Source organism: Stutzerimonas stutzeri, assembly GCF_024448895.1.
Classification (GTDB): domain Bacteria; phylum Pseudomonadota; class Gammaproteobacteria; order Pseudomonadales; family Pseudomonadaceae; genus Stutzerimonas; species Stutzerimonas stutzeri_Q.
On the sequence record NZ_JAMOIC010000002.1, the window covers coordinates 130,974 to 153,218 of the forward strand.

The following is a 22,245-nucleotide window of genomic DNA, read 5'->3' on the forward strand; positions in this document are numbered from 1 at the left end:
GTTGCGGACGCACTCAAGGTTTGGAGGCCGCGATGCCTGTGACGTTCCTCAGGACTGGCTCTCGGTCGGCGGCGTGTCCGGCTTGTCGCTGGGCTGATTCAGCCGCGGCGCGGCACCCAACTGCAGCAGCTTGCCGTCGAGGTTCTTCAGGAACACGTCAACCTGACGGAATGCGATGTTGATACCCGCCTTGGCGAATTCGCGGTCGATGAACCGGTTGATCTCGTCGGTCGCCGGGTTGCGGTCGCCCAGGTCGCGCACGTGGATGCGCAGTTCGTGATCGAGGGTGCTTTCACCAAAAGTGAGGAAAAGCACCAGTGGCTCTGGATCCTTCAACACTCGAGGATTGTCCTGGGCGGCCTTGTAGAGCAGCGTCTTGACCAGATCAAGGTCCGAACCGTAGGCCACTCCAACCTTGATCGTCACTCGCGTGACGGTGTCGCTCAGCGACCAGTTAACCAGCTGACCGGTAATGAAGGTCTTGTTCGGAACGATTATGTCCTTGCGGTCGAAGTCGGTGATGGTGGTGGCGCGAATGCGGATTCGGCTGACCGTGCCTGAAAGGTTGCCAATGGTCACCACGTCGCCAATCCGTACCGGACGTTCGAAGAGAATGATCAGACCGGAAATGAAGTTGGCGAAGATCTCCTGCATGCCGAAACCCAGACCGACCGAGAGCGCCGCGACCAGCCACTGCAATTTGTCCCAGCTGACCCCAAGGGTCGACAGCGTAGAGACGATGCCGATGCCCGCCAGCAGGTAGGACAGCAATGTCGTTGTGGCATAGGCACTGCCTTGCGCCAGACGCATTTTCGATAGCACCAGCACTTCCAGTAGGCCGGGAAGGTTGCGCGCCAGTGCTACGGTAATGGCGATGATCAGCAACGCGCCAAGCAGGTTGTTCAGGGTGATCGGGTTGGTAGTCGCGGTCTCTCCGGTGCCGCTGACGAACTCGTAGAGCACCACGTTATCGAGATAAGAAACCACGCTTATCAGATCGGCCCAGACCCAGTAGAGCACGGCAAAGAACAGGCCGAACATGGCCATGCGAGTCAGTCGCAGGGATTGCTGGTTGACCTGCTCGATGTCCAGCCCTGCTGCCCCGGTGGACTCGCTGGTATCCGTGGATTCATCGACCTGCGATTCGCGCTTGGCCAGCGCCCGCTGATAGGCAAGACGTCTGGCAGCGACGGTCAGTCCACGGATCAGCGTCGCCTCGATGACGATCCAGGCGAGCAGCAGGTACAGCGTATCGATCAGTCGCCCGGTCAGTTTCAGCGCCGTGTAGTAGTAGCCGAAGCCCACCACCACAATCAGCGCCAGCGGCAATACGCTGAACAGCAAGCCGATGAAGCGGCGAACCGGCGGGGCGTTTTGGCTCGACGGGCCCTTGAGCAGCAGACGCGTGAGTCGCCAACTCATTAATGCAAAGCAGACCAGCACCACGACGATGCCGATGACATCATCGACCAGGCTGCCTGGCTGATGCTCGGCGATGGCCACCACGGCGACCAAGGCCATGACCACCAAACCGAGGCGGCGGATTTCGTTACGCAGGAACATGACCTGCGGGCGGAACCAGCCGAAGTGCGTCTCCGCGACGCGGTTCGGTGAAAGCATGCGGTAGGCGCTGTAGAACACCAGCCAGGCTTGAGCCATCTGATAGAACGACGCGCCGAGGCTGATGTTCTGCCCGCGCCCGTCCATCTGCAGGACGTAGCCGCAAAGCGCCAGGAACAGCGCGCCGGGCAGTGCCAGCAGGAAATTGAGCAGCAGTGCCAGCGGGGTATGCAGCTGGCTGTCCTTGCGGAAATGGCCAATTTCGCTACTGAGCGAGTCGAGCTTGGCGTCGATCGCTTTGCGGCGCCAGAGCAGCAGACCGATCAACAGCAGCAGCGGTACGAAGAACAGCGGGCGTTCTAGCAGGCCGGCGCCCAGCGCGTCGAAAACCGAGCGCCAGGGCATGGCTTTGATCTGACGATCGAGAAGGGTTGGTACGCTCTTGAACCAGTCCAGATCGAGCGGTTTGTTGCTGGGAATCCAGAACATCTGCTCGTCGAGTGTTTCGCTCAGTGCCTGGGCCTTGGTCTGCAGCTGACGCTGGTTAAGCTGCAGCGTGATGGATTCGCTCAGCAGGGCATTGAGGGAGTGGTTGAGCCGGTCGAGCAGCTCACTGCGGGTGCGTATCAGCTCGGTAAGGGCGCTGCGCAGTTCAGGGGTCACTTCGCCGACCGGCTGGCTGGCCAGTTGCTGCTCGACATAGTCCTCGACATTACCGGACGTCTCACGTCGCTGGTTCAGCTCGAACTGATAGAGCCGGATATCGGCAATATCATCGGCCAGGTTTTTGTCCAGGCTCAGCTGCGGCAATGCCTGCTTTTGCTGATAGAGAATCTTCGAAAGCAGCAGGCTGCCTTCCAGCACTGCGATTTGTTCTTCCAGTGCCTGGTCGGCCTGATTGAGCGTGTCGAGCTGCTGGCGTGTCTGCAGGTTTTGCTGAGTCAGGTCGTTGAGCCGTTCGGTGGCGCGTAGCAGATAGCCAGAGAGCTTGCGGTTCTCCTCGCTTTCAGCCGGGAGCAACTTATCGGAGCCGGCTTTTTCGGCCTTGAGCGAGAACTGCGCAACAGTCTGTTCCGATTCCTCCCGGCGCTTGTTGTTGATCGCCGTTTGCAGCGCCATGGTTTCCCGTTCGGCACGGGCAATGCGCTCGGAAAGCAGATCTCGGCGGGCAACGCCCAGATCCTGCAGCAGGCTGTTGCCGGCCAGTTCGTTGCGACGCAGTTCGATCTGAGCGTTGAGTGTGGCTTTTTCAGCGTTGAGTACTTCCCGACGCTCATCGCTCAGTGGTTTGCCGGCTTCCCGTCCGGCCTTGAGCAGGGTGTTGATTTCATCGATGCGCGTCTGAGACTTGCTGATGTCAGCCTGCGCACGCTCGGGGCGTGTCTGCGCGCTGATGATCATGCTGTTGGCGGCTGTCAGTGCCGTCTGCCAGGTGGACATTTCTTCCACGCGTGCATCCAGGCGCTGCTCGAGCGCCGGCACTTTCATCGCAGCCAGCTTCTGCGCCATATCGCTGTCGTCGCTGCCCTTGAGCTTGCTCAGTTCGCGCTGGGATTCGGCGATTTCCTTGGGCGCATTGGACAGCTCCGTCTTGAGCTCGGTAAGGCGCTTCTGCGCTGCGGCGGCACGTTCGGCAAGGGCTTGGCGACGTTCGTCGGCGCTCGGCTGAGCAAGTTTGGCGGCTTCCTCCTCGGCTGGTTGGCCGCTTGGCAGGCCGGGAACGGATTGGGCAAAAATCGCCGTAGGAGTGACCGCGAGCAGAGTCGCCAGGAGTAGGGTGCGAAAGAAAGCCATGGCTGCATCGAATGGTGAAAAAGAGTGCGGAGTCTAAGGGCTGCGTCAGGGCGAGGCGAGTCCGTAGATCGGAACTGTTGCAGCAGTCCGCGCGTGGTCGGGCGGGCAGCCTCAGAAGTGCAGCGACGGACCGGGCTTGTTGCCCTCCGGAAACTTCAGGCCGACCTTGCGAACCTGGCCGTGCTCCATTGAAGCGATGGTCCAGGTCAGCCCGTTCCATTCTATCTGGTCGCCGATTACGGGCTTGCCGCCGACACGCTCGGCAATGAATTGGCCGATCTGCAGGCGCCCATCCACGTCGCCCAACTTGAGACCGTACAGTGCGGCCAGGGCACTCATCTCGGCTTCGGCTTCAAGGATGAAATCACCGAAGAAGCGCATGTCGCGACCGCGCTGCGGTGCTTCACTGAAAAGCCTGCCCAGCGCGGGCAGGTCTTCGTCATGGCCGATGACGCAGAGGATGTCATCGACCTGCAGGCGCGTACTGCCCGATGGGTGCAGCAGAGCTCTGCCACGGAACAGCGCCGCGATACGCGTGCCGGCGGGCATCTTCAGTTCACGCAAGGCCGCGCCGACGCACCATTTCTTGGCGTTCAGGCGATAGATGAACATCTCCCACTGGCTAGTGGTGTGGATCTGCAAGCCCGCGCGGGAGATCGGCAGTGGTGAAGGTGGCACCTCGACCTTGGCCTTCTTCGCCGCCCAGGTCAGCGTCGTACCTTGCAACAGCAGCGACACCAGCACGATGAAGAACGCGACGTTGAAGAACAACTGCGCGTTCTCCAGTCCGGCCATTAGTGGGAAAACAGCCAGAATGACCGGGACCGCGCCGCGCAAGCCAATCCAGGAAATGAAAAGGCGTTCGCGCAGCTGAAAACTGCGGAACGGCAGCAGGCCAATGAACACGGCCAGCGGCCGGGCAAACAGAATCATCCACAGCGACAGAGCCAGAGCCGGCAATGCAATCGGCAAGAGCTCGCTCGGCGTGAGCAGCAGGCCGAGCACCAGAAACATGCCGATCTGGCTAAGCCAGGCCAGGCCGTCGAACATGTGCAGAATGCCGTGGCGGTTGCGAATCGGCCGGTTGCCGAGCAGCAGCCCGCAGACGTAGACGGCCAGAATGCCGCTGCCGCCGATGGCGCCCGAGAACGCGTAGATCATGATGCCGCCCGCGACCGCCAGCAGTGGGTACAGGCCGTCGGCGACGGAAAGTTTGTTGATCAGGTGAAGCAGCAGCCAGCCGCCAGACAAGCCAAGCAGAGTGCCAATGCCGAATTGCTGTAGCAGATTGAAGAAGAAGCCCCAGCCGAAGCCGGTCTCGCCCGATGCGAGCATGTCGATCAGGGCGACCGTAAGGAACATCGCCATCGGGTCGTTGCTGCCCGACTCGATCTCAAGCGTGGAACCGACCCGCTCGTTCAGACCGCGCCCGTTCAGCAGGTTGAAGACCACTGCCGCGTCGGTAGAGCCAACGATGGCACCCACCAGCAGGCCTTGCATCAGCGGAAGGTCGAACAACCAGGCCGCCGCCAGACCGGTTAGGCCGGAGGTGACTACCACACCCGCTGTAGCTAACGAGAAGGCCGGCCAGAGTGCGACGCGAAAGGTGGCGGCGCGGGTGCGCATGCCCCCATCGAGCAGAATGATGGCGAGGGCCAGGTTGCTGATCAGGAATGCCAGTGAATAGTCGTTGAAAACGATGCCGCCGATGCCATCGACCCCCGCAAGCATGCCTACAGCGAGAAATATCACGAGGATCGGCACGCCGAGGCGTGTCGACAGAGAGCTCATCAGGATGCTCGCCGCAACTAACAAGGCACCGATAAAAAACAGGTGATTGATGTTGCCGATATCCAAACGAGGCCTCCAGGGTCAGTGCCGCTAGCGAACATGCAGAGTGCATGCCAGCGATTCTAACCTGCTGATTTGACCTACTGTCAAAAAAGCCCGGTGGAGTGACCGGGGGTTGGCGAGCGTTCGGTGTACGCCTGAACAGAGCGCGCGGCGCGGGCCGGAGTCGACCCGTGCCGCGCCGGTTTTCAGAACCAGTCTTCCTGCATGGTCAGGCATGTGTCGTCGCGAGCGGCGAGCAGATCGAGCTCGTGATGGCACCCCGGAACCTCCCAGGTCAGGAAGTAACGAGCTGCCTGGATTTTGCCGCGATAGAAATCGATGTCTGCCGCGTTGCCGTTTGCCAGACCCTGCTCGGCGCGGATCGCCTGTTCCAGCCAGCGCCAGCCTATTACTGCATGACCAAAGACCTTCAGATACAGCGCCGAGTTGGCCAAGGCCAGGTTGACCTTGCCAGCCATCAGGTCAGCGAGCAGCGCCTGCGTCACCTCGGTCAAGCGCGCGACCAACTGCTCCAGCGGTTGGCGCAGCGCGTCCAGCGAGCTGAGTTCAACGGCGCGCTTGCAGGTTCCTTGAATCAGCCCGAGCAACTGCCGCAGCCCGGCGCCGCCGTTCTGGGTCAGCTTGCGTGCCAGCAGGTCGAGCGACTGGATGCCGTGGGTGCCTTCGTGGATCGGATTCAGGCGGTTATCGCGGTAGTACTGCTCGACCGGGTACTCACGGGTGTAGCCGTGGCCGCCGAGAATTTGGATCGCCAGTTCGTTGGCCTTGAGGCAGAACTCCGACGGCCAGGATTTGACGATGGGAGTGAGCAGGTCGAGCAGCTCATGAGCGTTCTTGCGCTCCTCTTCCGTTTGCGCGGTTTGCTCTTCGTCGACAATGCGCGCTGCATACAAACCGAGGTCGAAGGATCCTTCGACGTAGGCCTTCTGCGTCAGCAGCATGCGCTTGACGTCGGTGTGCTGGATGATCGGCACCTGCGCCGAAGCTGGATTCTTGCCATCGGGCAGGCGTCCTTGAGGACGTTCCCGCGCGTAATTGAGCGAATACAGGTAGCCGGCATAGCCGAGCATGATCGCGCCCATGCCGACGCCGATGCGCGCGTCGTTCATCATCTGGAACATGTACGACAGGCCCTTGTGGGGCTCGCCTACCAGATAGCCGACGCATTCGCCGTTGTCGCCAAAGTTCAGCGCGGTGGAGGTCGTGCCGCGCCAGCCCATCTTGTGGAACAGGCCAGCAAGGATTACGTCGTTGCGCTTGCCCAGCGAGCCGTCATCGTTGACCAGAAACTTCGGGACGATGAACAGGCTGATGCCTTTCACACCGGGCGGTGCATCCGGCAGCTTGGCCAGCACCATGTGCACGATGTTTTCAGACAGCGGGTGGTCGCCGCCGGAAATGAAGATCTTGTTGCCCTTGAGGCGATAGGAACCGTCGTCTGCTGGCTCGGCACGGGTGCGCAGGTCCGACAGGGAAGAGCCGGCGTGCGGCTCGGTCAGCGCCATGGTGCCGAAGAAGCGACCTTCGAGCATGGGCTGGAGGAAGCTCTGTTTCTGCTCGTCACTGCCGAACACCTCGATCAGATGCGAGGCGCCCATGGAAAGCATCGGATAGGACGAGGTGCCGATGTTGGCCGACTGGAAATGCGCAAAGCACGCTCGCGAAAGCAGATTGGGCAACTGCATGCCACCATCGTCGAAACTGCGCGAGGCATTGTGGAAACCGGCTTCGATGAACGCATCGACCGCGGGCTTCACTTCGGGAATCAGGATGGCTTCGCCGTCTTTGTAGATCGGCTCGTTCTCATCGGCTTTGCGGTTGTGTGGCGCGAAGAGGTTTTCGGCAATGCTGCGCGCGGTATCGATTGCTGCATCGAAGGTTTCGCGGCTGTGATCGGCGAATCGCTCGCGCTGGGTCAGGCCTTCGGCGTCGAGTACTTCATAGAGTTCGAACGCCAGGTTACGCGGGCAGAGCAGAGTCTCGGGCATGGAAATTCCTCCGTTTACATGCACTCGAGTCTAAGGAGCCGGCGAGACGGCTGCCTAGCACCATACATTCGAGTGATGGGTCGACACAGCGGCGTCTTCTGGGCCTTGCCTGGGCTGGCTCAGTGTGGCTTCGCGCAGAAATATTCGAGCAGTTGGGCCAAATGGCCGTCGCCAATGCCGGCGTCGATCAGGTGCTGTTCGGCACGTGCGAGGTGCTCCTCGACGTGCTGGCGTGCCGCCTCTGGGCCGAGCAGTGCGACGACCGTGCTCTTGCCTGCATCCTTACCCGAATCCTTGCCGATCTGCTGCGGGCTGAGGCCGTCGGAAAGATCATCGAGCAACTGAAAGGCGAGCCCCAGTTCGGTGGCGAATCCATTGAGGTGGCGCGTGCAGCTGGCGCTGGCATCGCTCAACAGAGCAGCGAACTCCACCGCCGCGGTGAACAACGGGCACGTCTTCAGGCGATTGGTGTGGGCAATGGCCTCCAGCGGCCGGGCGCGCTGACCCTCGCGCAGATCATGAAACTGACCGCGAACCAGGCCCTGAGCGCCGGTAGCCTGAGCCAGCAGCTTTACCAGCTGATTTCGCGTCTGTGCAGGAATGTCGGCTGGCGAGGCGGCTATGCTGAACGCTTGACTGAGCAGTGCGACCGAGCCAAGCACGGCGACGTCTTCGCCAAATTGCAGGTGAATGGTCGGGCGGCCTCGGCGCAGCTCGGCGTTGTCCATACACGGCATGTCATCCAGAAACAGCGAGGCGGCATGCACCATTTCCAGCGCACAGGCAAGATCGAGCCCAGCATCCGAAGCCGTTTCGCCCTGCAGATCTTGCAGCGTCAGCAGGAGCAGCAATGGCCGGATGCGCTTGCCCGGCGCAAGGGTTCCGTCACGCATCGCGTTGCCGATGGCATCTTGCGGGGGCGCCGGGGGCAGCCACTGGTCAAGCCTTTCGTCAACCTGGGCACGCAACGCACCGACCCTCTGTTCGAAGTCGTGTTGCGTGTTCGGCAAAGCGATGGCCATGACGACCTCCTGTATCGTTTTTCGTTAGATATCGTGACAATACCTGTACAGCGTGTATAAGTCTTGGCACTTTTAATGACCAGTTACGTCCACATAAGGTCATCGAACGAGGCGCTAATGAGTAAAGAACATATTGCAGAGCGCAAAAATGACCATCTGGACATCGTTCTCGACCCTCGCCGCGCCTGCTCAGCGGTCGATCCTGGCTATGCCGCACTGACTTTCGAGCACTGCGCGGTGCCGGAGTTGCGTCTGGACGACATTGATATTCGTGCGCAGCTGTTCGGCAAGGTACTTTCGGCGCCGCTTTTGATCAGCTCCATGACCGGCGGAGCGGCCCGGGCAACGCAGATAAATCGCCATTTGGCCATTGCAGCCGAAGCTCTGGGTATCGCGCTGGCGGTTGGTTCGCAACGCATCGCGCTGGAAACCGGTGCCGATCAGGGGCTGACCCGACATTTGCGTGAACTGGCCCCGTCCGTGCCGCTGTTGGCCAATCTAGGCGCGGCGCAGCTGGTGGCCGGATATGGTGTCGAGGAAGCCCAGCGTGCGGTGGACATGATCGAGGCCGATGCGCTGATCATCCATCTCAACCCGTTGCAGGAAGCGGTGCAGGTGGGCGGTGACCGTGACTGGCGCGGTGTGTTGATGGCGATCGAAGCGCTGGCTTCGCGTTTGCCCGTTCCGCTGGTGGCGAAAGAAGTGGGCGCGGGAATCTCGCCAGCAGTGGCGCAGCGGCTGCTGGATGTTGGGGTGTCAGTCATTGATGTGGCGGGCGCCGGCGGCACCAGTTGGGCTGCAGTCGAATCTGAACGGACACATGATCCTAAGCAGCGTGCCATTGCTCAGGCCTTTGCCGGGTGGGGAATCCCCAGCGCCCAGGCGATCGCAGAGGTGCGCCGTGCGTGTCCAGGCGCGCATCTGATTGCATCCGGCGGCATTCGCGATGGCATCGATGCGGCCAAGGCGATTCGTCTCGGCGCTGACCTGGTCGGCCAGGCGGCCGGGGTACTGGATGCAGCGCTGATCGGGCCTGAAGCGGTGATCGAGCATTTCCAGGTGCTGATACAGCAGCTGCGAATCGCGTGCTTCTGTACCGGCTCGGCAAACCTGGTTGCGTTGGCCAAGGCGCCGCTGCTGGCACCTTTCAATCCATCTGCCCCCTGATGTGCGGGCAGGATCGTTTCGCTAGCGACTGGCGAGGTGGCTGCGCATGACTCATTTCGCCGTGATCGCTCCGCCGTTTCACAGCCATCTGCGTGCGATGGAAGCCATCGCCGGCGAGCTGTTGCGCAAGGGGCATCGTGTCACCGTTCTCCAGCAAGCAGATGTGGGCGCTGCGCTGCTACACCCAAAGCTGGGTTTCGCCCAGGTCGGGGCTGATTCACATCCACCTGGCTCGCTCAAGGCTGTGATCGAACGCGCCGCTCGGCCGGGCGGGCCTTGGGGTATTCGCAGGGTCATCGCCGACATGGCTGCAGCAACCGAGATGTTCTGTCGGGACGCGCCGCCGCTACTGCGCGCGCTGGGTGTCGAAGCGCTGATCGTCGACCAGATGGAGCCTGGCGGAGGGCTGGTGGCCGAGTATCTCGGTCTGCCATTCGTCTCGGTGGCCTGTGCCTTGCCGGTCAATCGCGAGGCGCTGGTGCCGCTGCCGGTCATGCCCTGGCGCTACCGGGCGACGCCCTGGGGCGAGCAGCTTAATCTACACAGCAGCAACGTCTACGACCGGGCCATGCAAGCGCACGCCGAGGTGATAACGCGCTATGCAGCCAGCTTCGGTCTGCCGCCGCGGCAGCGACTCGATGAATGCCTGTCGCCGCTGTTGCAGTTGAGCCAGACAATCGCGCGCTTCGACTTCCCTCGCACGGCGCTGCCATCTCACTGCTATGGCGTGGGTGCGCTGCGTCCCGCATTGGCCGACGAGCCCGTGCTGAACGTTCCGGTTGCCAACGGCAAACCCTTCGTCTTCGCCTCGCTGGGCACGCTTCAAGGGGATCGCTTCGGCCTGTTCCAGCGCATCGCCGAGGCCTGTCGCGAACTTGACGTGCAATTGCTGATTGCGCATTGCGGCCGCTTGGATGCTCGGCAGGAAAAACGATTGATGCAGGCCGGGGCTGACTGGGTCACGGATTTCGCGCCACAGCGCGCTGTGCTGGCGCGGGCCGATGCGCTGATTACTCACGCCGGGCTGAATACTGTGCTCGATGCGCTGGAGGCCGGCGTACCGAGCCTGGCCGTGCCGATAGCCTTTGACCAGCCTGGTGTTGCCGCACGCGTGGTGCATGCGGGCGTGGGGCTGAAACTCGATCCGCGCCTGGCCAGCCGCCGCCGCATTGTGCAGGGCCTGCGCCGACTCTTGCGCGAACCCGGCTTCGCCCAGCGGGCACGCAGCCTGGGTGACGACCTGCGGTCAGCGGGTGGTGCGCCCAGGGCGGCGCGGCTGATCGAACGGTCGCTCGGCATCGAGTCGCTTGCGTTGCAGGGAGCAGAGCATGGCTGATGCGGACCTCATCCTCGTTGGCGGTGGCCTGGCCAATGGCTTGCTGGCGCTGCGGCTGCGACAGCAGCGCCCGGAACTGCGCCTGTTGCTGTTGGAACAAGGCGAGACGCTTGGCGGCAACCATACCTGGTCGTTTCATGAGCACGATCTGACGCCGGCCCAGCACCGTTGGCTGGAGCCGTTGGTGGAGACCCGTTGGCCGGGCTATGAAGTGATCTTCCCGGACCTCAAGCGCCGGCTGGACAGCGGTTACGCGAGTATTTTTTCAGAACGGTTTCATCAACACCTGATGGCTGAACTGAGTGATGGCGTTCGGTTGGGCACGTCCGTTGTGGAGGTGAAGCCACAGCAGGTGCGCCTGGCTTCGGGCGAAATTCTGCGGGCCGGCGCGGTGATCGACGGGCGCGGCGTGCGTCGGACCGATCAGCTGGCGCTGGGCTTTCAGAAATTTCTCGGCCAGGAAGTGCGCCTGCAACAGCCGCATGGCTTGCGCGAGCCGATCATCATGGACGCCAGCGTCGCTCAGCAGGACGGCTACCGCTTCGTCTACGTGCTGCCGCTCAGCGACCAAACGCTGCTGATCGAGGACACCTATTACGCCGATGGCGATGCCGTGGCGCCTGAGACCCTGCGCGACAACATCCGTCACTACGCTAGTGCCCGCGGTTGGGCAATTAACGAGGTGTTGCGGGAAGAGCAGGGTGTGCTGCCCATCGTGCTATCCGGTGACTTGCCGGCTTTCTGGGGCGAAGCGCGCGGAGTGCCGCAGACGGGCCTGTCAGCGGCCTTGTTTCATCCCACTACCGGCTACTCGCTGCCCGACGCGGTACGCCTGGCCGATCACTTGATCGCGCTCGATCGATGGGATGCGCCAAGCCTGTTCGAGGCCACGCGCAGCTACTCATTGGCGCAGTGGCGCCAGCGCGGCTTTTTCCGCCTGCTCAATCGGATGCTGTTCATGGCCGGGCCGGCGGATCGCCGCTGGGCCGTGATGCAACGTTTCTACCGCCTGCGCGAACCGCTGATTCGGCGCTTCTACGCGGCCAATCTGACAATCTGGGACCGCTTGCGCATCGTCTCAGGTAAACCTCCCGTGCCGGTGGGTGAGGCGCTTCGCGCGCTGGCCGCCGGTAATCTGCACCACAAGGACAAGCGATGAAAGAGTCATCAGGCAATGCGCCCAAACGGGCCGTGGTGATTGGTGCCGGTTTCGGCGGGCTGGCGCTGGCGATTCGCCTGCAGCGCAGCGGCGTGCAGACCACCCTGCTGGAAAAACGCGACAAGCCGGGTGGCCGCGCCTACGTCTATCACGACCAGGGCTTCACCTTCGATGCCGGCCCGACGGTGATCACCGATCCGCCCGCGCTGGACGAACTCTTCACCGGCGCCGGAAAGCGTATGGCTGACTACGTCGAGCTGCTACCAGTCAGTCCCTTCTACCGGCTGTGCTGGGAAGATGGCTACAGCTTCGATTACGTCAACGATCAAGTCGAACTGGACCGGCAGATACACGCCCTTAATCCGAAAGATGTCGCGGGTTACCAGCGCTTTCTTGCCTATTCCCGTGCGGTGTATGAAGAGGGTTACGTCAAGCTCGGCACCGTACCCTTCCTGTCGTTTCGCAGCATGATCGGCGTCGCCCCGCAGCTGGCCAAACTGCAGGCCTGGCGCAACGTGTACAGCATGGTTTCGAAGTTCGTGGAGAACGACCGGCTGCGGCAGGCGTTGTCCTTTCACTCCCTGTTGGTGGGCGGCAACCCTTTTGAAACCTCGTCGATCTATGCGCTGATCCACGCGCTGGAGCGCCAGGGCGGCGTCTGGTTTCCCCGCGGCGGTACCGGTGCGCTGGTGCAAGGGATGGTAAGGCTGTTCGAAGACTTGGGCGGCAAGCTGGAGCTCAATGCCGAGGTGGCGAGCATCGAGCTGGCTGGTGGTCGGGCGAGCGCGGTGACCACGTGGGACGGCCGCCGTTTCAACGCCGATGCGGTGGCTTCCAACGCCGATGTGGTCAACACCTACAAGCAGCTGCTCGGGCATGAACAGCGCGGTCGCGACGAGGCCAAGCGGCTCTCCGGCAAACGCTTCTCCATGTCCTTGTTTGTCATCCATTTCGGCCTCAAACGACGCCATGAGCACCTGCAGCACCACACGGTCTGCTTCGGGCCTCGTTACCGCGAGCTGATCAATGAGATCTTCAAGCATGAAACCCTGGCCGACGACTTCTCACTCTACTTGCATGCGCCCTGCGTAACCGACCCCTCGCTGGCGCCGGAAGGCTGCGCCAGCCACTACGTGCTGGCGCCGGTACCGCATTTGGGCACGGCGGATATCGATTGGGCGGTGGAGGGGCCAAAGTATCGCGACCGCATTTTCGAATACTTGGAGCGTCATTACATTCCGGGGCTGCGTGGCGATCTGGTCACCCACCGGATCTTCACGCCGCATGATTTCCGCGACGAGCTCAACGCTCATCTGGGTTCAGCGTTTTCGCTGGAGCCGATCCTTACCCAGAGCGCCTGGTTCCGCCCGCATAACCGTGATGACGTGATTCCGAACCTCTATATCGTTGGCGCCGGCACCCATCCGGGCGCGGGAGTTCCGGGCGTCGTGGGCTCGGCCAAGGCCACCGCCGGGCTGATGCTGGAGGACTTCAAGTTGGGGGAGCAGGCCGGATGAATGACAAGGTCATCGACCATTCGACCCAGGCAATCAACGTCGGCTCCAAGAGTTTCGCGGCGGCGGCAAAGCTGTTCGACGAGCGCACCCGCCAGGGTGCCGTGATGCTCTATGCCTGGTGCCGTCACTGTGATGACGTTATCGACGGGCAAACGCTGGGACATGGTCAGGTCGAGGGCGATCGCTCCACTGGGGAAGCGCGGTTGGCCGAGCTGGTGGATCTGACCGAGCGCGCCTATGCCGACGAGCCCATGCAGGACCCGGCTTTCGCAGCGTTCCAGCAGGTGATTCAACGTCACCATATCCCCCGAGAGTATCCGCTCGAGCACCTGGCCGGCTTTCGCATGGATGTGCAGGAGTATCAGTACCGGACCCTCGACGACACCTTGCTCTATTGCTACCGCGTCGCCGGGGTGGTGGGGCTGATGATGGCGCGGGTGATGGGCGCCGAAGCGGAGCCGACGCTGGATCGCGCCTGTGATCTGGGCTTGGCGTTTCAGCTGACCAATATCGCGCGCGATATCGTCGAGGATGCGCAGATCGGGCGCGTCTACCTGCCGGCCGAGTGGCTGGGAGAAGTGGGCATCCCTGAAGATGAGGTCGCGCTACCCGAGCATCGTGCGGCATTGGCCACGCTGGCAGCGCGACTGGTGGATCTGGCCGAACCCTACTATCAATCAGCATCTCAGGGCTTGCGGGACCTGCCGTTACGCTCGGCCTGGTCGATCGCTACAGCGCATGGCGTCTATCGGCAGATCGGCGTCGAGGTAAAAGCGCGGGGCGCAGCGGCCTGGGATAGACGGGTTTCGACCAGCAAGGCGCAGAAGCTGCAGTTCCTGCTGGGTGGCGGGGTACTGGCGTTGGCTTCGCGGCGGATGCAGGTCACGCCGCGTCCTGATCTGCTCTGGAAGCGTCCGCGCTAGCTGAGGCTACCGGCGCCACTGAATCGGGTTGGGGAGCGAAGAGCGTAACGTCCGGATGCTCGTTCAACGCGGGTTCTTGCGGCGGCGGTCACTCGTCTATCCGATGTTCGTTGCGCGCTTGTCTTCGGTCTGATTGCTCTTGCGAAGCGGCCCGTCATGCAGTTCTCGCAGCTGCTGCTTGAGTACCGGAAGCGGCGGCGCATAGAGGAAGCCGAAGGAGACGCAGCGCTCCTTGCCTTCTACCGCATGGTGCATGCGGTGCGCCTGATATAGGCGCTTGAGATAACCGTTGCGCGGTACGTAGCGCAGCGGCCAGCGGTGGTGCACCAGCCCGTCGTGGGCCACGAAGTAGAGAAAACCGTAGGCCGTCATGCCCGCTCCGATCCACTCCAGCGGGTTGTAGCCCGCCGTGCCTAATGCGATCAGCAGAATCGCGACACCGGCAAAAACCACCGCATACAGATCATTCTTCTCGAACCAGCCGGTACGTGGCTCGTGGTGGGACTTGTGCCAACCCCAGCCCCAGCCGTGCATCACGTACTTGTGCGCCCACCAGGCGAACAGCTCCATGCCGGCCAGTGTGGCGAGAAAAACCAAAGTGTTCGTCAGCACGGTCAAGTCCGATCCGTTCATCTGCAGGTCGCACCAGTTTACGCGCTACGCCGAGTTAATGGACCCCGGCTCCGACGCCTGGCGATGCCTTGATTGTCGCTTAACCTTTCCATCCCGACGCTAGCGTCCTGGTCAGTTCTGCGGCGGGCACCGCCAGGCAACCACTGACATTCTGCCCAGCCCAGAGCGGTGAGAAATGATCGATACCCTGAGGCTCCGCTGCTGCACGTAAGCTGACGATGGCATTGCTCGCCAGCGGAAACGCCGGTACCGCTGGCGGCCGGGCACCCAGTTCGCGAATCAGGCGATTGACGATGCCCCGCGCGGGCCTTCCGGAGAACAGGGTGGTCAGCACTGTCTGCTGAGCGGCCGCACTCTGCAGGGCCTGACGGTGCAGCTGACTGGCGCGGCTCTCGTCGCACAGAAGATAAGCAGTCCCGACTTGAACCCCGGCTGCGCCAAGCGCTCGGGCTGCCGCCACACCCCGCGCATCGGCAATGCCACCGGCAGCGATCACGGGAATATCCAGCGCGGCAACCAGCTGTGGCAGCAGGGCAAAGGTACCGATCTGGCTGTCGATATCGTCGCTCAAGAACATGCCCCGATGGCCGCCGGCTTCAATACCTTGCGCGATCACGGCATCGACGCCGCGTTCCTGGAGCCGGCGGCCTTCTTCCTGCGTAGTGGCGCTGGATAGGATCTTCGCACCGGTCGCTTTGACGCGCTGTACTAGGTCTGGCGCAGGCAGGCCGAAATGAAAGCTGACCACGGGTGGACGGTGTCGCTCCACCACCTCGGCCATCGCGGCGTCGAATGGTTTGCGAGTTGCGCCGCCGGGAATGCTTGCCGGGTCGATCGCGAGTTCTTTCAGGTAAGGCGCCAGCAATTCCAGCCAGGCCTCGGTTCGCGCGACGTCCTCGGCGGGCGTCTTATGGCAGAAGAAGTTGACGTTGTAGGGCTTGCGCGTGAGCGCTGCGATAGCCGTTAGTTCGGCGTCGAGCGTTTCGGCATTGAGCATGCCGGCCGGAATCGAACCCAGACCGCCAGCCTCGGATACCGCCGCGGCCAGCTGATGGTTCTGTGAGCCGGCCATCGGAGCCTGAATCACGGGAAGGCTGATATTGAACAGGGTGCGAATGTCCATCGGAAGTCCTTAAGCGGCTGGTCAGCGCTGCAGACTGTAGCAGCCGTTTGTCGATGATTTGCATGCGAGGTTGCGGTGCGCCTCACCGGCCCCCTGCGAATCGCCGCGCTGCGCAGTTAGACTGTGCGCACTTCAGGAGTGCCAGATGAACTACCGCCACGCTTTCCATGCCGGCAATCACGCCGACGTCTTCAAACACCTCGTATTGTCCCGGCTGTTCGTCATGCTGGCGCGCAAGGAAGCCCCGTTCGCCTATCTGGATAGCCATGCCGGCGTCGGTCTCTATGATCTCGCTGGCGACCAGGCCAGCCGGACCGGCGAATGGCTGCAAGGCATTGCGCGCCTGTGGCAGGCCGACGACGTCCCGGCAATGGCCGAGAATTATTTGGAAGTGATCCGCTCGCTCAATCCTGACGGTGCGCTGCGTTATTACCCCGGTTCTCCAGAGCTGGCGCGCCAGCTGACGCGCCCGCAGGATCGCCTGCAGCTCAATGAAAAACACCCTGTAGACGGCCGCCTGCTGAAAGACAACATGGCCGGCGATCACCGCGTCGCGGTACACCTGGGTGAAGGTTGGCACGTGCCGCGTGCATTGATGCCGACAGCCGAAAAGCGTGTGGTGTTGCTGGTAGATCCGCCTTTCGAAAAGGCCGATGAGTTGAGCCGCTGCGTGCAAGCGCTGACCGAGGCGCTGGGGCGGATGCGCCAGACCATTGGCGTGATCTGGTACCCGATCAAGGACGAGCGTCAGCTCAAGCGCTTCTACCAGGACCTGTCACGTAGCGGTGCGCCAAAACTGTTGCGTGCCGAGTTGCTGGTCCATCCGACAGACGATGCGCTGCGGCTCAACGGCTCCGGACTTGCCATCAGCAATCCGCCGTGGGGACTGGAAGAAGAATTGCGGGAGCTGCTCCCCTGGCTGGCCACGCTGCTAGGCCAAAGCAAAGGCGACTGGCGACTGGACTGGTTGATCGAGGAAAAATAGCGATCACCCAACACGGCGCCCCTAAGATGGCGTCGAGCGAAGCTGATCTGTTCTCTCGCATCATTCCGATGGGTATCGCAGGCTCAACCCATCCTACGAACACTCCACCGTACCGCCTGGCCTCGGTGGAGGCATGAGGCGACATCCACCCTACGCACGAGCCGTAGGATGGCGTTGAGCGAAGCGATACCCATGAGCCGCCCTACACAACCCTGATGGGCATCTCAAGCTCAAGCCATCAGCGTCTGATCGTGCACATACGTAGGCAGGTTGAACCCGCCAGATGCACCGACTAGAAAAGCTTCAACGGCTCTTCCTGCAACGCCGACATCTGCTCGCGAAGTATTAACACCTGATCACCCCAGTAACGTTCGCTACCAAACCAGGGAAAGCTCATGGGAAATGCCGGGTCGTCCCAGCGGCGAGCCAGCCATGCGCTGTAATGCATCAGCCGCAGGGCGCGCAGGGCTTCGATCAGCGGGAGTTCGCGCGGTGCGAAATCATGGAATTCGTTATAGCCATCCACCAGTTCGGAGAGCTGCCCGAGCCGCTCGTGGCGTTCGCCGGCTAGCATCATCCAGATGTCCTGCACGGATGGCCCCATTCGGCAGTCATCCAGGTCGACCAAGTGAAAGGCATCGTCTCGGGCGAGGATATTGCCGGGATGGCAGTCGCCATGCAGCCGGATTGGCTGAAACTCGGTGCGGGCAAAGACATCGTCGACACGTTTGAGCAGGTCGCGCGCCACGGATTCATAAGCCGGTAGCAGGCTTTTCGGAACGAAGTTGCCTTCCAGCAAGGTGGCCAGCGATTCGTGCCCGAAGTGCTGAGCGTTAAGGGTCTCGCGGTGCTCGAAGGGGCGGCTGGCGCTGACGGCGTGCATGCGCCCAAGCAGTTGGCCGAGCCGGTAGAGCTGGTCGAGGTTGCCTGGTTCCGGTGCGCGGCCGCCACGCCGTGGAAAGAGCGCGAAGCGAAAACCGCCATGTTCGAAAAGTGTCCGGCCGTCGCGCTCGAAGGGCGCCACCACCGGAATCTCACGATCAGCCAATTCCTTGGAGAACTGATGCTCCTCGAGAATCGCTTCGTTGGTCCAGCGACCGGGGCGATAAAACTTCGCCACGATCGGCGTCTCGTCTTCGATGCCGACCTGATACACACGGTTTTCGTAGCTGTTCAGCGCCAGCACGCGCGCATCACTGATAAAACCGGCACTTTCCACCGCATCGAGCACAAGATCAGGCGTGAGTGTGTCGAAGGGGTGGCTCATGGTCGGCTCCGTGGACGGGCGGCCCAGTGTATTGCACTGGTGTGTTTACACAACCGCGCAATTGCCGGCTACTCGCCCGGCTTGGGTGTCCGCGCCAGGCAATACACATCGACCCGAGCGGCGCCGGCTCGCTTCAGCAAACGGGCTAGTGCCTCGGCGGTCGCGCCCGTAGTGAGCACGTCGTCGATGATCGCGACATGTCGACCGCTTAGCTGATCTGCAGCGTTCAGCGCGAACGCCTGACGCAAATTGCGCCGCCGGCCTGCCGCATCCAGTTGCTGCTGCGACTGCGTATCCTGCACGCGCTGCAGCAGCTTCGTATCGACTGGAATATCCAGTGCCGGGCTCAGCCAATCGGCAAGCATCTGCGCCTGATTGAAACCCCGCTGCCGCAAGCGCTTACGGGCCAGCGGCACGGGCAGGAGCATCTCGGGGCGCGGCAGGCCTTCGTCGAATTCATGGTGCAGGTGTCGCGCCAGTTGCTCGGCCAGCAGCCTGCCAAGCGGCCAGCGTGATTGGTGTTTGAAGCGGTTGATCAGGCTGTCCACCGGAAAGGCGAAGCGCCAGGGTACGGCCACATGATCGAAACTCGGCGGGCGCCTGAGGCATTCGCCGCAGATAAGGCCAGACGCTGGCAGCGGCAGTGCGCACACGGTGCATCGCTCCTGCAGCCAGGGAAGATCCGCTTCGCAGGCCCCGCAGATGGCCTGACCTGCCTCGCAACGCTCATCACAAAGCGCGCAGTGGTGTTCAATATTTAACCAGTTGTAAGCCATGATTCCTTTCCTGGTTGACAGCGCCTCGGCCTTGGCTAACCATTTCGCATCCGTGCCAGGCCGCCGAGCCGCTATTAATACAAGGAATGCCCATGAGCGCCACTGCCGCTTCCGTTACCCGCCACGACTGGAGCCTCGCCGAGGTCAAGGCGCTCTTCGAGCAACCCTTCAACGACCTGATTTTCCAGGCGCAGGGCGTGCACCGCCAGCACTTCGATGCCAATCGCGTTCAGGTCTCCACGCTGCTTTCGATCAAGACGGGCGCATGCCCGGAAGACTGCAAGTACTGCCCGCAATCCGGCCACTACAACACCGGTCTCGACAAAGAGAAGCTGATGGAGGTGCAAAAGGTGCTTGAGGCGGCGGCTGAAGCCAAGGCTATCGGCTCGACGCGTTTCTGCATGGGCGCGGCCTGGAAGCATCCCTCTGCCAAGGACATGCCTTACGTGCTGAAAATGGTCGAAGGTGTGAAAGCGCTGGGCCTGGAAACGTGCATGACCCTCGGCAAGCTCGATCAGGAGCAGACCCAGGCGCTGGCGGCTGCAGGCCTCGATTACTACAACCACAATCTCGACACCTCGCCGGAGTTCTACGGCAAGATCATCACGACTCGTACCTACGCCGACCGTCTGGAGACGCTGAGCTACGTGCGCGAGTCGGGGATGAAGATCTGTTCCGGCGGCATCCTCGGAATGGGTGAGTCGCTGAACGATCGCGCGGGCCTCTTGATCCAGTTGGCCAACCTGCCCGAGCACCCGGAGTCGGTGCCCATCAACATGCTGGTCAAGGTCAAGGGCACACCCTTGGCTGACGAACAGGATGTCGATCCGTTCGACTTCATCCGCATGCTTGCCGTCGCGCGGATCATGATGCCGAAATCCCATGTGCGGCTGTCAGCCGGGCGCGAGCAGATGAACGAGCAGATGCAGGCCCTGGCCTTCCTGGCCGGCGCCAACTCGATCTTCTACGGCGAGAAGTTGCTGACCACCGGCAACCCGGAGGCCGACAAGGACATGCTGCTGTTCAAGCGTCTAGGCATTCAGCCAGAAGCGCGCGAAGAGCACGATGACGAAGTGCACCAGGCCGCCATCGAGCAGGCGCTGGTCGAGCAGCGCGATTCGAAGCTGTTCTACAACGCCGCATCGGCTTGATTTGTTGGGCGAATTTATTCGCCCGTTGATCCCTGCGGGCGAATAAATCGCCCCTACGCGCCGCTTGCTGCTCGCCGCCAGGAGCAAACCTGTTGCCTTTCGATTTGCAACTCCGTCTCGCCGAGCGCCGTGCAGCGCACCTCTACCGTCAGCGCCCACTGCTGGAAACTCCGCAGCAGCCCGAGGTGACGGTCGACGGCGAATTGCTTCTAGCGTTCTGCTCGAATGATTATCTGGGGCTGGCCAGCCATCCTGACGTGATTCGCGCGATGCAGCAGGGTGCCGAACGCTGGGGCGTGGGCGGCGGGGCCTCGCATCTGGTGATGGGGCACAGCACCCCACATCATCTGCTTGAAGAAGCCCTGGCCGATTTCACGGGGAGGCCGCGGGCGTTGCTGTTCTCCACCGGCTATATGGCGAATCTGGCGGCCGTCACTGCGCTGGTGGGGCAGGGCGATACGGTATTGGAAGACCGCATCAATCACGCCTCGCTGCTCGACGCCGGCCTGCTCAGCGGCGCGCGCTTCTCCCGTTATCTGCACAACGATCCGCAAAGCCTCGCCAAGCGGTTGGAAAAGTCGACTGGTAATACCCTGGTCGTCACTGATGGCGTGTTCAGCATGGACGGTGATCTCGCCAACCTGCCAGCGCTCTGCGCCACTGCGAAAGCCGCAAACGCCTGGGTAATGGTTGACGACGCCCATGGCTTCGGCCCGTTGGGCAAAACCGGCGGCGGCATCGTCGAGCATTTCGGTCTGGGTATCGATGACGTGCAGGTGTTGGTCGGCACGTTGGGCAAGGCCTTCGGCACGGCTGGTGCTTTTGTTGCTGGCAGCGAGGAACTGATCGAAACGTTGATCCAGTTCGCCCGCCCATACATCTACACCACCAGCCAGCCACCGGCAGTCGCCTGCGCGACACTGAAAAGCCTGGAGATCCTGCGTAGCGAGGCTTGGCGACGTGAGCACCTCGACCGGCTGATCGCGCGGTTCCGGCAAGGCGCCGCCGAAATCGGCCTGACGCTGATGGACAGCCCTACACCGATCCAGCCGATTCTGGTTGGAAGCAGCCAGCGCGCCCTGAAGCTCTCCGCGGCGCTACGCGAGCGAGGGGTTCTGGTTGGCGCCATTCGCCCTCCAACCGTGCCGGCCGGCAGCGCGCGACTTCGGGTGACCTTCAGCGCGTCGCATAGCGAAGCCCAGGTGGAACGTCTGCTGGATATCCTGGCCGAATGCTGGAATCGAATGGCCGAGGAGCCTGAATCGGATGCGTGATCAGCTGATATTACTGCCCGGATGGGCGTTTGGCCTGGCGGCGTTGCAGCCGTTGTGCGAGGCGCTGACCGAGTTGGCGCCGGATATTGATGTAGTGATCGAGCCGCTGCCCGAACTTGAAAGGGCAGATGCGTGGCTCGACGAACTGGACCAGCGTTTGCCGCGCGACAGCTGGCTCGCGGGCTGGTCGTTGGGCGGCATGCTTGCCGCTCAGCTGGCGGCGCGCAGACTCGACAGCTGCCGTGGCTTGATGACAATTGCCAGCAACCCCTGTTTCCGTGCTCGTCCGCAGTGGCCCGAGGCGATGGCGTCGGATATTTTCGATTCCTTCCATGAGGCGTTCCGGCTCGATTCGGAGGAAACGCTCAAGCGCTTTCGTTCGCTGTGCAGCCGTGGCGGTTACGATCCACGAACCCTGGCGAGGCAGCTGGAAGTCAGCCAGTCGGACCTGCCGGCTCCGGTTCTGGACGCCGGTTTGCAGTTGCTGGCTGAGTTGGATGGTCGCGGTGCGCTGCACGGATATTTCGGACCGCAGCTGCACCTTTTTGCAGGTAATGATTCGCTGGTGCCAGCGTCGGCATGCGGTGCTTTACAGCGCTGGATGCCCGGCGTCGTTACTGAGCTGATGCTGGGTGCCAGCCACGCCTTGCCTCTGGAGCGAGCCGATGATGTGGCAGGAGCCATGGTTGCGTTCATGAAGGGGCCTGCTGCATGAG

General features: G+C 62.2%; 17 protein-coding genes. 9 read left to right on the forward strand and 8 right to left on the reverse strand.

The annotated features are described in order from the left end of the window. Window positions 1-48: 48 nt before the first annotated feature. The 4 genes from mscK to NA619_RS02905 form a co-directional block, all read right to left on the reverse strand. On the reverse strand, window positions 49-3,354 hold the full coding sequence (gene mscK, locus NA619_RS02890) for a mechanosensitive channel MscK (RefSeq protein WP_255959752.1): 3,306 nt from the start codon (window positions 3,352-3,354) through the stop codon (window positions 49-51). Between the two features lie 111 nt (window positions 3,355-3,465). Continuing rightward, window positions 3,466-5,211, reverse strand: a complete 1,746-nt coding sequence (locus NA619_RS02895; RefSeq protein WP_255959755.1) for a potassium/proton antiporter — start codon at window positions 5,209-5,211, stop codon at window positions 3,466-3,468. Between the two features lie 182 nt (window positions 5,212-5,393). Further along, window positions 5,394-7,196, reverse strand: a complete 1,803-nt coding sequence (locus NA619_RS02900) for an acyl-CoA dehydrogenase (RefSeq protein WP_255959757.1) — start codon at window positions 7,194-7,196, stop codon at window positions 5,394-5,396. Between the two features lie 119 nt (window positions 7,197-7,315). After that, window positions 7,316-8,218: a polyprenyl synthetase family protein gene (locus tag NA619_RS02905; protein WP_255959759.1), complete on the reverse strand. Its 903-nt coding sequence runs from the start codon at window positions 8,216-8,218 to the stop codon at window positions 7,316-7,318. 117 nt (window positions 8,219-8,335) lie between these two features. Here NA619_RS02905 and fni point away from each other — a divergent pair, with 117 nt between their 5' ends. Genes fni through NA619_RS02930 form a run of 5 tightly spaced genes read left to right on the forward strand, consistent with a single transcriptional unit; the run spans window position 8,336 to window position 14,320 of the window. After that, window positions 8,336-9,385 carry a type 2 isopentenyl-diphosphate Delta-isomerase gene (fni, locus tag NA619_RS02910; protein WP_255959760.1) on the forward strand — a complete coding sequence of 350 codons (1,050 nt, stop codon included), beginning with the start codon at window positions 8,336-8,338 and terminating at the stop codon, window positions 9,383-9,385. Window positions 9,386-9,431: 46 nt separating this feature from the next. After that, window positions 9,432-10,721: a glycosyltransferase gene (locus NA619_RS02915; RefSeq protein ID WP_255959761.1), complete on the forward strand. Its 1,290-nt coding sequence runs from the start codon at window positions 9,432-9,434 to the stop codon at window positions 10,719-10,721. Beyond that, entirely contained in the window at window positions 10,714-11,880 is a 1,167-nt protein-coding gene (crtY, locus tag NA619_RS02920) for a lycopene beta-cyclase CrtY (RefSeq protein ID WP_255959763.1), read from the forward strand. The genes NA619_RS02915 and crtY overlap by 8 nt, the downstream gene beginning before the upstream one ends. After that, complete coding sequence (locus NA619_RS02925) at window positions 11,877-13,397, forward strand: phytoene desaturase (RefSeq protein WP_255959765.1); 1,521 nt, start codon at window positions 11,877-11,879, stop codon at window positions 13,395-13,397. Before crtY ends, NA619_RS02925 begins: the two co-directional genes overlap by 4 nt. Then, window positions 13,394-14,320, forward strand: a complete 927-nt coding sequence (locus NA619_RS02930) for a phytoene/squalene synthase family protein (RefSeq protein ID WP_255959767.1) — start codon at window positions 13,394-13,396, stop codon at window positions 14,318-14,320. Before NA619_RS02925 ends, NA619_RS02930 begins: the two co-directional genes overlap by 4 nt. A gap of 96 nt (window positions 14,321-14,416) precedes the next feature. On the opposite strand, the gene NA619_RS02935 is transcribed toward NA619_RS02930, so the two are convergent. Beyond that, on the reverse strand, window positions 14,417-14,938 hold the full coding sequence (locus tag NA619_RS02935; RefSeq protein WP_255959769.1) for a sterol desaturase family protein: 522 nt from the start codon (window positions 14,936-14,938) through the stop codon (window positions 14,417-14,419). Between the two features lie 94 nt (window positions 14,939-15,032). Continuing rightward, window positions 15,033-16,076 (reverse strand): NAD(P)H-dependent flavin oxidoreductase, encoded by a 1,044-nt coding sequence (locus NA619_RS02940; protein WP_255959771.1) that lies wholly within the window; start codon window positions 16,074-16,076, stop codon window positions 15,033-15,035. Between the two features lie 145 nt (window positions 16,077-16,221). On the opposite strand from NA619_RS02940, the gene NA619_RS02945 reads away from it, so the two are divergent. Then, window positions 16,222-17,061: a 23S rRNA (adenine(2030)-N(6))-methyltransferase RlmJ gene (locus NA619_RS02945; RefSeq protein ID WP_255959773.1), complete on the forward strand. Its 840-nt coding sequence runs from the start codon at window positions 16,222-16,224 to the stop codon at window positions 17,059-17,061. Window positions 17,062-17,353: 292 nt separating this feature from the next. Here the strand turns inward: NA619_RS02945 and NA619_RS02950 are convergent, their stop codons facing one another. Together NA619_RS02950 and NA619_RS02955 are read right to left on the reverse strand one after the other, a co-directional pair. Next, complete coding sequence (locus NA619_RS02950) at window positions 17,354-18,328, reverse strand: serine/threonine protein kinase (RefSeq protein ID WP_255959775.1); 975 nt, start codon at window positions 18,326-18,328, stop codon at window positions 17,354-17,356. 68 nt (window positions 18,329-18,396) lie between these two features. Next, window positions 18,397-19,104: a ComF family protein gene (locus tag NA619_RS02955; RefSeq protein WP_255959776.1), complete on the reverse strand. Its 708-nt coding sequence runs from the start codon at window positions 19,102-19,104 to the stop codon at window positions 18,397-18,399. Window positions 19,105-19,196: 92 nt separating this feature from the next. On the opposite strand from NA619_RS02955, the gene bioB reads away from it, so the two are divergent. The 3 genes from bioB (at window position 19,197) to NA619_RS02970 (ending at window position 22,244) form a co-directional block, all read left to right on the forward strand. Then, a complete protein-coding gene (gene bioB, locus NA619_RS02960) occupies window positions 19,197-20,255 on the forward strand; it encodes a biotin synthase BioB (protein WP_255959778.1) in 1,059 nt (352 codons plus the stop codon). Between the two features lie 92 nt (window positions 20,256-20,347). Further along, a complete protein-coding gene (gene bioF / locus NA619_RS02965) occupies window positions 20,348-21,529 on the forward strand; it encodes an 8-amino-7-oxononanoate synthase (RefSeq protein ID WP_255959781.1) in 1,182 nt (393 codons plus the stop codon). Continuing rightward, window positions 21,513-22,244, forward strand: coding sequence for an alpha/beta fold hydrolase (locus NA619_RS02970; RefSeq protein ID WP_336605442.1), 732 nt, complete (start codon window positions 21,513-21,515; stop codon window positions 22,242-22,244). Before bioF ends, NA619_RS02970 begins: the two co-directional genes overlap by 17 nt. Window position 22,245: the final 1 nt, after the last annotated feature.

Excerpts from the sequence above, each read along its gene's own strand:
- bioB (WP_255959778.1), top strand. The coding sequence starts at position 19,197 with ATGAGCGCCACTGCCGCTTCCGTTACCCGCCACGACTGGAGCCTCGCC.
- NA619_RS02945 (WP_255959773.1), top strand. The coding sequence starts at position 16,222 with ATGAACTACCGCCACGCTTTCCATGCCGGCAATCACGCCGACGTCTTC.
- fni (WP_255959760.1), top strand. The coding sequence starts at position 8,336 with ATGAGTAAAGAACATATTGCAGAGCGCAAAAATGACCATCTGGACATC.
- NA619_RS02905 (WP_255959759.1), bottom strand. The coding sequence starts at position 8,218 with ATGGCCATCGCTTTGCCGAACACGCAACACGACTTCGAACAGAGGGTC.
- mscK (WP_255959752.1), bottom strand. The coding sequence starts at position 3,354 with ATGGCTTTCTTTCGCACCCTACTCCTGGCGACTCTGCTCGCGGTCACT.
- NA619_RS02925 (WP_255959765.1), top strand. The coding sequence starts at position 11,877 with ATGAAAGAGTCATCAGGCAATGCGCCCAAACGGGCCGTGGTGATTGGT.
- NA619_RS02915 (WP_255959761.1), top strand. The coding sequence starts at position 9,432 with ATGACTCATTTCGCCGTGATCGCTCCGCCGTTTCACAGCCATCTGCGT.
- NA619_RS02940 (WP_255959771.1), bottom strand. The coding sequence starts at position 16,076 with ATGGACATTCGCACCCTGTTCAATATCAGCCTTCCCGTGATTCAGGCT.
- NA619_RS02900 (WP_255959757.1), bottom strand. The coding sequence starts at position 7,196 with ATGCCCGAGACTCTGCTCTGCCCGCGTAACCTGGCGTTCGAACTCTAT.
- NA619_RS02950 (WP_255959775.1), bottom strand. The coding sequence starts at position 18,328 with ATGAGCCACCCCTTCGACACACTCACGCCTGATCTTGTGCTCGATGCG.
- crtY (WP_255959763.1), top strand. The coding sequence starts at position 10,714 with ATGGCTGATGCGGACCTCATCCTCGTTGGCGGTGGCCTGGCCAATGGC.
- NA619_RS02930 (WP_255959767.1), top strand. The coding sequence starts at position 13,394 with ATGAATGACAAGGTCATCGACCATTCGACCCAGGCAATCAACGTCGGC.
- NA619_RS02955 (WP_255959776.1), bottom strand. The coding sequence starts at position 19,104 with ATGGCTTACAACTGGTTAAATATTGAACACCACTGCGCGCTTTGTGAT.